This window comes from Brucella oryzae (assembly GCF_041929965.1).
Taxonomy (GTDB): domain Bacteria; phylum Pseudomonadota; class Alphaproteobacteria; order Rhizobiales; family Rhizobiaceae; genus Brucella; species Brucella oryzae.
Window position 1 is genome coordinate 35,676 of the sequence record NZ_JBHEEO010000029.1, and the last position, 10,699, is coordinate 46,374.

Below are 10,699 nucleotides of genomic sequence, written 5' to 3' on the forward strand. Positions count from 1 at the left end.
GCGCAAAACCAAGAAGAGAGCTTATCCCGAAGAACGCAGAGCGGTTTTCGGGATAGCCAAAATAGATAGAGCAGTTCCAACGACTCTAACTCCGTTGGCCTTGGCCCACACGCAACGCCTCTGGAACGTCGTGTCCAGAGGGTCGGGAGACGATTCAAATGTATTTTTTGATGCGCTTGCGTCCGAGCAACATGATCGTGCTCGCCGCACTGCCATTTGTCGTCTATCTCTTCGCCAGTTCGAACGATTACCAACGTTCGCTTCTGGCGATCCTGGGAGTCGAGCCGGGATCATCAGCTTTCGTGCCGGGTTTTGTGCTGCTTTGCGTAGCCTTTGTTTCCGGTCCCGCCACGATTCTGTTCATGCGCAGGAACTATATTCGCTGGGTAGTTCCTTGTTCGGCGCTCAATCTCCTGTCGGCTGCCGCACTCGTGGCAACACCTGTCGTGTACCCCTACCTGCACTCGGTTGTGGCGAATGGGGTCGATCCGTTCACGTCCGATCTCGTGATGAAAGGCGTCACACCACGGCGACTTACCGAGGCCGCGGCACTGGCGACTGATCGGTACGGGTTCATCATCCTGTTGAGCTATCTCGGTGCGACCGTTCTGGGCCTGCTCCTGTGCCTGGCGGGCAGATCCGGGAACGGGTTGTCGCGATCGCGCAAGGTGGGTTTCATCCTGCTTGCAGCGATCAACGGGCTTGGATTATTTCTCGTCCTCTTTGCAGCGCATGTGGCATTTGCCGCCGGGGTTGCAACAACCATTCGGGCTGCCATTTCGGCTTATATCATTGCGGCGCTTCTGGCTCTGCTTTGGGTTGGCCTGCAAAAGCTTCAATATAGCAGCCGGGGAGACTTCACCTTCATCGGCCTGACGTTGCTGATGGCCTGCATGGCGGCCTGGTTTCTGTTTCAGCCGCGTCAGGCCTATACGCTCGCAGGCACGCTCGATGGCAAGATCGGCGTGGTGACCGGCACTCCATCAAGCATGATCGGCACGGTGCGATACGGCCAGTTTCCCGGTGGTCCCGAAAACGAAGTGCCATTGCGCACATTTCGCGGTCCGCCTGAAGCGCTCGCCGCCCTTGGCAAAAAGGCCGATGTCAGCGCGGTTCTGCTTCCGGCGGCTTCAGTCCCGGCGAACATGCCTGTCCTGTGGCAGACGGAAGCGTTGAACGACCGCGACAAGTCGACGGGCATTGCCTTCGTCGTTTTGGCCATTGCGCTCGGATTGCTGACGGCTTGCGGTCATATCCATCGCCGTCATCCCCTTTCCATCGGCGCTGAATTCATCGTGGATACGATCCGGGGCATTCCCATGCTTGTCATCGTGCTCTATGTCGGTCTGCCCTTGAGTGGCGCGCTGAAGGACGCCACGCAGGGCGTGATCGATCCGCCGAACATGGCTCGCGGTGTGGCGGCGATGGCGTTGGCCTACTCGGCCTATCTGGCAGAAATTTTCCGATCCGGCATCAACGCCATTCCGAGGGGACAAATCGAGGCGGCACGCAGCCTTGGTCTCAACGGCTGGCAGACCGCCCGTCTGGTGATCCTGCCGCAGGCTTTTCGTATCATCATTCCGCCGCTCGGCAACGAGCTGATCGCTATTCTCAAGGACACATCGCTTCTGTCAATCCTGTCCATTCGGGATATCACGCAGCGCATGCGCGAGTTCCAGTCAGCAAGTTTCCTGCCGTTTGCGCCGTATAATTCGGCTGCGATCTTCTACATCCTCCTCACGCTGGCTGCGGCCAGTCTCGTCAGCACAATCGAGAGAAAATATGATGCCAAACATCGTTAAAGCCCGCCAAGACCTACAGAAGCGCGCCTCCGGACTGGTCTTTCCACACGAATTTGCCTTTGGTGCCGCGACCTCGGCCTATCAGATCGAAGGCGCCCCTTATGAAGACGGCAAGAGTGAGAGCATATGGGACCGTTTCTGCAAAAAGCCGGGTGCCATCATAGACCAGTCCAGCGGCGACGTTGCTTGCGACCATTACCATCGCTGGCTCGAGGACATTGCGGTGCTGAAAGCGATGGACCTCAAAGCCTATCGCTTTTCCCTCGCTTGGACTCGGATTTTGCCGGGGGGGTACGGTGCAGTCAATACCAAGGGGATAAGCTTTTACGACCGCCTCATAGACGATCTGTTGGAGGTGGGTATCGAACCCTATGCGACGCTTTATCATTGGGATCTGCCGCAGGTTTTGCAGGACAAGGGCGGCTGGTATGTCCGGGAGACTGCGGATGCCCTGGCCGAATATGCCGCGGTTGCCGTTCGCAGTTTCGGTGATCGTGTCAAGAAATGGACGACTCTCAATGAACCATGGACCTTCTGCTGGTCAGGCCATGCCAGCGCCGAAGATGCGCCGGGGTTGGCTGATGGTGTGAAGGGTGGGGTCACGTCAAGCCATCATGCACTGCTTGGCCACGGCAAGGCTGTTCAGGCCATTCGTGCAGAACGCGCGGATGTATCGGTGGGCATTGTGTTCGATCTCAACGTGGCGGAACCGGCCACCGGCGATCCGCGTGACGTCGCGGCAGCGAAACGTTTCGATGGCGCACAGAATCGCTGGTTCCTTGATGCCGTATTCAAGGGAGCTTATCCGCAGGACATGCTGGAGCTTTACGGCGATCTCCTGCCGCCCATCCATCCGGAAGACAACAAGACGATTGCGGAGCCGCTCGACTATCTGGGCATCAACATCTATCGCCGGTCTGTGATCGCTGAAGGTGACGAATTGCCGCCACTCAACTATCGCCGTGTTCAGCCGGAAGGCATCTATTCTGCAGTTGGTTATGAAATCTGGCCGCGCTGCATCTATGACATTCTGCATTACGTAAATGACGGATATGCGCCAAAGGAAATCTACATTTCCGAAAGCGGCGTGGCAACGCAGCCGGAAGATGTGGGGCCGGACGGGCATGTCTGGGACGATCTGCGTGCAAAATATTATGTCGATCATTTGGAGCAGGTCGCCAAAGCCATTGATGAGGGCGTGCCGGTGAGGGGCTATTTCGCCTGGACACTGACAGACAATTTTGAATGGGCCTTTGGTTACACGACACCGTTCGGCATCACACATATCGATTTCAAAACCCAGGAGCGGCGCGTGAAATATTCCGGCGAAGTCTATGCCCTCATCGCACGACAGGACGGAAACATTGAAACGAGGAGCGCGGCGATTGGCTGAATGCGGGCAAAAGACTGTCCTGATTACCGGAGCCACGCGTGGCCTTGGCCGCGAACTGGCACTGCAATATGCGGTGGAGGGCTGGAATGTAATCGCTTGTGGTCGCTGCCAGCCTAACGCGCCATACGTCGATCGCGTCGAGTTTGAGACACTTGATACGGCTGATCCGGCTTCCGTGGCAGCGCTAGCGGATCGTCTGAACATGCGGCCTCTGGACCTCGTCATTAATAATGCGGCTGTTCGCAGTCGCATTGCTGGCCTTGCGCCGCTCAATCCGGATGATTTTATGGCAGTCGTCCAGACAAATATGCTCGGCCCTGTTCTGGTAGCGCGTGCATTACGAAAAAATCTGGCGCGCGGTAAGGAGCCAATGATTGCCAATATCAGCAGTCGTGCTGGTTCGATCTCCGAGGGGCTGCTCGATGATGACGACGACGATTATGCATATCGGTGCTCCAAAGCTGGATTGAACATGGCGACCACTCAGCTGGCCTCCGATCTTAAGGCCGACTGCATAAAGGTGATTGCACTTCACCCTGGCTGGGTAAAGACCGATATGGGTGGGGAAGGGGCAGTCGTGAATGCAAAAGACAGCGCCCGTGGATTGAGGGAGGTAATCGCCGGCGCTCCTCAGAGTGGGGTATTTATGTCCTATAACGGCGAGGAGATTCGTTGGTAAACTGATAGATCAGGAAACTGAGTTCGGCTGTGATCTCCTCCAGATAGCCCATTGAGGGAAACGCACTTCAATCGTTAAGTCTTGGTAGACCAGTCAGACATTACCTGCAGGAGCATTCGTCCGATGCTCCTGCGTAAGAACTGCGGAAGAGCGTGTTGATGATGGATGAAGGTGGCTCGTTCCCAAACCGAACTGAACGCGGCCGATACCGTCATCAAGTGCGCCGGTACCCTGCAGGCCGGGCCGCAGAAGAAACTGCTCGCCGCCCACGCAGCGGTGTAAGGCTTTATGCAAGATGTGCGAACGATACGTACAAAGGCGGCAAAGGAAATCACCTGAGGTGCAATCGGGGATCGACGCTGTGGAGCAGCCTTACAAGTATCACCCCCAGAATTTATCGATCTCGCTCTTGGCTTGGCCCGCTTTCTGCTAAGGAAAATAGTTTGCGCGACTGTATTCGCTTAAAGGGCATTGTTCATTACGTTGCCGTTTTTCTGCATCGCAACCGGAATCATCTCGTTAACAGTCGGGCAGTAACACATCAGTGAGCAGGAAAATGCAAAGCAGGGCAAAAGCCTGCAGAACGTCCGATGTGGCGGTAGCGGTCATTTCCAGAATCCACCCAGAAGAAAGGCACCGACCGACGATATCGTAATGCGATTACCCGTATGAAAAATAATAATTTTGTTCGAATATATTATAATTATATCGTTATATATTAGCCGCTTAGATGGCGCCAATCGCTAAAAATTTATTCGGGACCATTTGAAAATCAGCCATCTCAACGTCCCTATGGCGCTGGAAGACATCTTGAATGTTTCTCAGGCTACGACACGCGTCCGTGTGCATGATTAACAAAAATTATCTGCAGTTGCAAATATGCTATCATAAATTGCACTCCGGTATGTTAGCTAAAACTAAATTAGTTAGCTCAGGAGTACCGTATGCTGCACCGAAAATTCGCCCTTCTTTCGACATGTTCAGTGTTTGCGTTCACTGTTTTTGTCCCGGCTGCTATTTATCTCGTCCCGTCACAAGCGCTGGCCGCCTGCACGACAACGGGCAGTTCAACCGTTTGTACGTCGACAACAGGGCCGGCAGTGTGGACGACGACTGTTGGTACGGGGCGTACGGATAACAATCGGTCCGTCGATGTGCAGTCGGGAGCGGGGATCAACACGAATAACGTTCCTGCCATCAGCATTGGTGATGGCGGTACGATCAATGTTCGTAACGGCGCAAGCGTCACAAACAACTCCACCCCATCCGGTTCAGGCCCGTTCGGGACCGGTCCGAATACCATCGAGTTCGGCAGCAACGGACGGCTGACTATCGAACAAGGCGGACAGGTTGTTGCGAACGGCACCAACACGCGTGCCGAGGCCGTCAACGTCCATGGATTCGGTAATACGATTATCAATCATGGCCTTATTCAGGGACAAAGCAGCGCCGCAATCTGGTTCGAAGACCAAGCAACTGGCGCCAAGAATACGGTAGACAACTTCGGAACCATCCAGAAGCTCGGTGGCGGCAGCGTCATCGGTACCAATGGCGGCGCCGGTATCAACTTCATCAACCGTACTGGCGGTCAGGTCGTCGGCGATCTGGGCTTTGCAGGTGGTAACGATACACTCACCTTTGAGCCAAATTCTGTCGTAACGGGTAACATTAACGGTGGCGGCGGCGTTAATGACCTCGTTCTGCAAGGTATTCTGGGTTCCAGGGATACCCTCGCAGGTGCGCTCAGAAACTTCACCACCCTAACGAAGAACGGCGACGGTTTGTGGACGGTGAGCGGTAGCCTCACGGGGTTCACTACTGTTACAGTGAATGATGGAACGCTGGCCCTTACGGGTAATAATAAAGATTACACCGGCAATGTGATCGTTCGCCCCGACGGCACTCTCGAAGCACGTGCGCAAAGTCTTCCGGTTAAAACCGTCGCAACCAACAATATCAACAATGTTCTTAACGATGGTCTTGTTCGCTTCACCCAACCCGATGACGGCGGTTATACCGGCCAGATCGTCGGTATCGGCGCTGTTGAGAAGACAGGGGCTGGGATCCTGACTTTGACGCCAGATGCCCCAGCTGGAAACACATATTCCGGTGGCACGAGAATAAATGAAGGTACAATTGCTGTCGCGGCCGACAAGGCCCTCGGCAATGCGAGCGGCGGCCTTACCTTCGATGGTGGCGCGCTACGTTTCGACACCGCGTTCGATCTCGCGAATAGTCGCGCCATCACTTTGGATGCCGGTGGGGGCACGTTCGATACGAATGGCAATACAACCAATGTAACGCAGGCAATCACGGGATCGGGCGGCCTCACCAAGGCAGGTGGTGGTGTGCTGAATCTTGAGGGCTCCAATGCGTATGGCGGTGCGACGACGGTAACGGGCGGAGCGCTTTATGTGAATGGCGATCAAAGCGCTGCGACAGGTGCAACAAGCGTAGGAACCGGTGCAACAATAGGCGGCGTTGGCACAATCGGTGGCAACGTCACGATACAGGATGGCGGCACGCTTGCGCCCGGTCGCGCGGGAGCTGTTCCCGGAGCGCTGACAATCAACGGAGATCTCGCCCTAAGTGGTGGCTCCACACTCGAATACAGTTTCGGACAGGCCAATGTCGTTGGGGGGGCACTCAACGATCTGACAACGGTTCACGGAAATCTGACCCTCGACGGCACAATCAACGTTACCGCTACGCCCGGTGGATCGTTTGATCCCGGTGTTTACCGTGTCATCAGCTATGATGGCACGTTGACCGATAACGGTTTGACGGTTGGAACTATTCCCGCGAGCGGTTACTACGTTCAGACGGCGGTGGCCAATCAGGTCAATCTGGTCAATACAAGCGGATTGAATTTGAACTATTGGGACGTCTGGCCCGCATCAAACGGTGCTATTGGCAACGGCGCGGTCAATGGTGGAACCGGTACCTGGCAGAGCTCAGGTTCAGGTGGTACCAACATCAACTGGACCGAACCAACGGGAGCTATCAACGCGCCGTATCAGGACGATGCTTTCGCCATATTCATGGCTACAGCCGGAACTGTAACGGTCGACAATAACGTCGGTGCTGTTCGTGCAGCAGGCATGCAGTTTGCGAGCGATGGTTATGTCATCACCGGGGATGCGATCACCTTGGTAGGCGCACCGTCGTCGATTATCCGTGTGGGTGATGGTACGGCTGCAGGTGCGGGTTATACCGCGACGATCAATTCGGTACTTACCGGCAACACCCAGCTGATCAAGACAGATCTCGGCACGCTCGTTCTCCAAGGGAACAATAGCTATACAGGCGGCACGGCGATCAATGGCGGCGTGCTTCAGGTCACAAGCAATGCGAACCTCGGTGATGCAACGGGCGGCATGTCTTTTAATGGTGGCACGCTGAGAACGGCAGCCGACTTTACCATCGATCGCGCTACGGTGCTTGAGGCTGGGGGTGGTACAATCGAGACGGTTGGCGCGACGACGCTCGGTTACGACGGTGTGATGAACGGCGATGGCGGACTGACGAAAATCGGTACAGGCACGCTTGTCCTGAATGGCGTCAATACCTATACCGGCGGAATCGCGATCAATGGTGGAACTGTCCAGATCAGTTCTGACGCTAATCTGGGGGCAGCTTCCGGGCCTCTTGGCGTCGACGGGGGCACATTGCACTCGACCAGTAATATCGTGATGAATCGGGTGACGACCATCGGAGCTGGCAATGCAACTATTGAAACAGATGCGGGAACAACCCTCGCCCAGCAGGGAAATATCGCCGGAGCCGGAGCACTGACCAAAACCGGTGACGGTGCATTGGTCCTCACGGGTACGGGAACCTACACCGGCGGCACCGCCATTGCCTCGGGGCTGCTTCAGCTTGGCGATGGCGGGACATCGGGATCAATTGTCGGCGATGTCGCCAACAACGGTACTCTGGCATTCAACAGGTCTGACGCACTCGTGTTCGATGGCGTGATCTCCGGAACAGGAAATGTTCGTCAGATCGGAACCGGCATCACTGTTCTCAACAAGCAGAGTGCCTACACGGGCATGACATCCGTCGAGGCTGGAACGCTCGCGGCAGGCGGTGTAAACTATTTCAGCTCCAATTCTGATTTCGCTGTTGCCCAGGCCGGCACTCTGGCGCTCAATGATTTCAACCAGTCGCTGAAATCATTGAACAATTCAGGAATTGTCGATCTTGGGCCGGAAGCAGGAACGACGCTGACCGTGACCAGCGACTATATCGGCAATGGTGGGACCGTCCAGATCGGAACTGTGCTTGGCAACGACAGTTCCGTAACGGATAGGCTGGTCGTCAATGGAAACACGAGTGGAACTGGCATTCTGGCGGTCAGGAATGTCGGTGGCAGCGGCGCCCAGACGAATGAAGGCATCAAGATTGTCGACATTGGAGGAGCGTCCAATGCAACTTTTACGCTGCTTGGTGACTATGAATTTCAGGACGCTCCAGCTGTCGTCGGCGGTGCCTATGCTTATCAACTCTACAAAAATGGCAAGGCCAATCCGAACGATGGTGACTGGTATCTGCGTTCGACCATCAAGGACCCCGTCGATGGCGGCGGAACAAATGGTGGCGGTGATGGCGGCGAGGAAGTGCCCCTCTACCAGCCGGGTGTTCCTGGTTACGAGGCCTATCCGCAGCTTCTGCTGGGGCTGAACGGCTTGCCGACGTTGCAACAGCGTGTCGGCAATCGCTACTGGAGCAATGCAGGTAATATCATGCTCGCAGAAGGCGCCGATCCAGTCGGCTCTCCATATGCTCCAGCAGAAGAAGCTGGCAATCTGATCGAGGGCAACGGTGTATGGGGGCGTATTGAAGGCGCGCGCACAAAGGCCGATCCACGCTTCTCTACGTCTGGGACGGATTACAGCTTCAACACGCTCAAATTGCAGGCCGGGCTTGATGGCATGTTGGCTGAAACGGAAAATGGCAAGCTGATCGGCGGGGTCACGGTCCATTATGCCCACGGCAAGGCCAAAACACGTTCTCTCTATGGTGACGGCGAAATTTCGACCGATGGCTACGGTTTTGGCGGTACACTGACCTGGTATGGCGACAACGGTTTCTTCCTCGATGGTCAGGCGCAGGTCACTTGGTATGACAGCGATCTTATGTCTGATCTAGCCAATATGGGACTGGCTGACGGGAATAACGGTTTCGGTTATGCCTTCTCTGGGGAAAGTGGCAAGCGGATTGCAATCGATCAGAGCTGGTCGGTTACGCCACAGGCACAGTTGACTTACTCGAATGTCGATTTTGACAACTTCAACGATGCTTTCGGTGCGCGGATCAGCCTTGATCGTGGAGAGAGCCTGCAGGGCCGCATCGGATTGGCTGTTGAGCACCAGAACTCCTGGTATAACGCCAGCGGCCTTATCGACAGAACCTATCTCTATGGTATCGCGAACGTTTATTACGAGTTCCTCGATGGAACCAAGGTCGATGTTTCAGGCACGAGTTTTGCTAGCAAGAACGAACGTCTCTGGGGCGGTATTGGTCTGGGTGGCAGCTATAACTGGAACGGTGACAAATACTCGATTTATGGCGAAGGATCAGTCAATACCAGTCTCAAAAACTTCGCCGATAGCTATAGCTACAAAGGCACACTTGGCTTCCGCGTGAAGTGGTAAGTGTTTGTTGAATAGAGCTGCCGCCAGATATTGGCGGCGGCTTTTTGTTAAGCTCCACCTGACGGAATTGGCTTCCTTTCCCTGCTACTTTGTAGTGCGGCTCGCATTCAAGTCGCCGACCGGAACGATTTGGCCAGAGAGAGCTTCTGACGAGGAGCATACAACTGTGCAAATGTTGAAAAGAGTGCCAGCACCCGCCCAGTGCGGCGAGTTGAGCTTCCACTTGCTTTGGCATGAACAAGCTCATGCCGCAGGCAGGAATGTTTAGCTTCGAAATCAGATTCTCGAAGTCGGAAAACGGCTCCAGACCACAAGTAGGTTATAAGCAATTCGATATAGAGTCCATATACAGCGCTCAACTATTCATAATATAGGTTCCACCTTACTCTCCGTTGCGTAGAGAAAACTTACGCTGTTCCGATCGGAAGCAGATCGAACAAGTGACGCTAGTGAGATAAAGACGCCTCAAAAATGCATTCAACGTTAAATTCGGCGCTGGAATCGACAGAACAGGAACGAGCAGGCCGACGGGCCGGTCGCAATGTGGATAAAGACCTGCTCCGCAAGGAGATATGGGAGAATCTGGAGAGCAGCCGCCTTAACGTCGGACCGGTTTGGAGTCGAATTTCCAACTGGGTTGGAGCGGACGAAGCGGCCGTCGTGGCCTGCCCCATAGGGTGGTCCGGTTTCAGTTTTAATGCATGATCGGCTTTTCTGCCATGGGCTGTGCGGATGACGGTGCCGATCCACGCGGCGGCGCAGGCCAGATGATGGCCTCCGGTGCCGGGGGGGTATCCGAGCGATGAGTGTGGCCGCTCGGTATTATAGTAGCGCCGCCATGCCTCGATGATGACCTTTGCCTCGGCGAGGCTATAGAAGATCTCCCCGTTGAGCAGTTCGTCACGCAGCTTCGAGTTGAAGCTCTCGCAGTAGCCGTTCTCCCATGGGCTTCCCGGTTCGATGAATGCGGTCTTTGCGCCGACGGCCCTGATCCACTCCCGCACCGCCTTGGCGATGAACTCCGGACTTCCCCGTCAAAAGTGGAGGGCTTCTGTTAGACAAGACTGACAGGAGACTTAAAATGAGCAGTTCAGCTAACTTTAATGGCCAGCGTCCGGTTATTGATCCCAACGATGCCGTTATGCTTTTGATCGACCATCAGAGCGGC

Annotated in this window: 4 protein-coding genes and 1 pseudogene; 4 read left to right on the forward strand and 1 reads right to left on the reverse strand. The window is 55.2% G+C overall.

Annotated features, from left to right (window positions below; translation table 11 throughout):
* The first annotated feature begins 158 nt into the window (after window positions 1-158).
* The 4 genes from JNC70_RS20610 (at window position 159) to JNC70_RS20625 (ending at window position 9,531) form a co-directional block, all read left to right on the forward strand.
* A complete protein-coding gene (locus JNC70_RS20610) occupies window positions 159-1,802 on the forward strand; it encodes an amino acid ABC transporter permease (RefSeq protein WP_104755814.1) in 1,644 nt (547 codons plus the stop codon).
* Window positions 1,786-3,195 carry a GH1 family beta-glucosidase gene (locus JNC70_RS20615; protein ID WP_245414762.1) on the forward strand — a complete coding sequence of 470 codons (1,410 nt, stop codon included), beginning with the start codon at window positions 1,786-1,788 and terminating at the stop codon, window positions 3,193-3,195. Before JNC70_RS20610 ends, JNC70_RS20615 begins: the two co-directional genes overlap by 17 nt.
* Window positions 3,188-3,874, forward strand: a complete 687-nt coding sequence (locus JNC70_RS20620; RefSeq protein WP_104755816.1) for an SDR family oxidoreductase — start codon at window positions 3,188-3,190, stop codon at window positions 3,872-3,874. The genes JNC70_RS20615 and JNC70_RS20620 overlap by 8 nt, the downstream gene beginning before the upstream one ends.
* 1,100 nt (window positions 3,875-4,974) lie before the next feature.
* Window positions 4,975-9,531: an autotransporter outer membrane beta-barrel domain-containing protein gene (locus tag JNC70_RS20625; protein WP_374788911.1), complete on the forward strand. Its 4,557-nt coding sequence runs from the start codon at window positions 4,975-4,977 to the stop codon at window positions 9,529-9,531.
* A gap of 694 nt (window positions 9,532-10,225) precedes the next feature.
* On the opposite strand, the pseudogene JNC70_RS20630 reads toward JNC70_RS20625, so the two are convergent.
* Window positions 10,226-10,556: pseudogene (locus JNC70_RS20630) on the reverse strand (integrase core domain-containing protein); the annotation flags it as partial.
* Window positions 10,557-10,699: the final 143 nt, after the last annotated feature.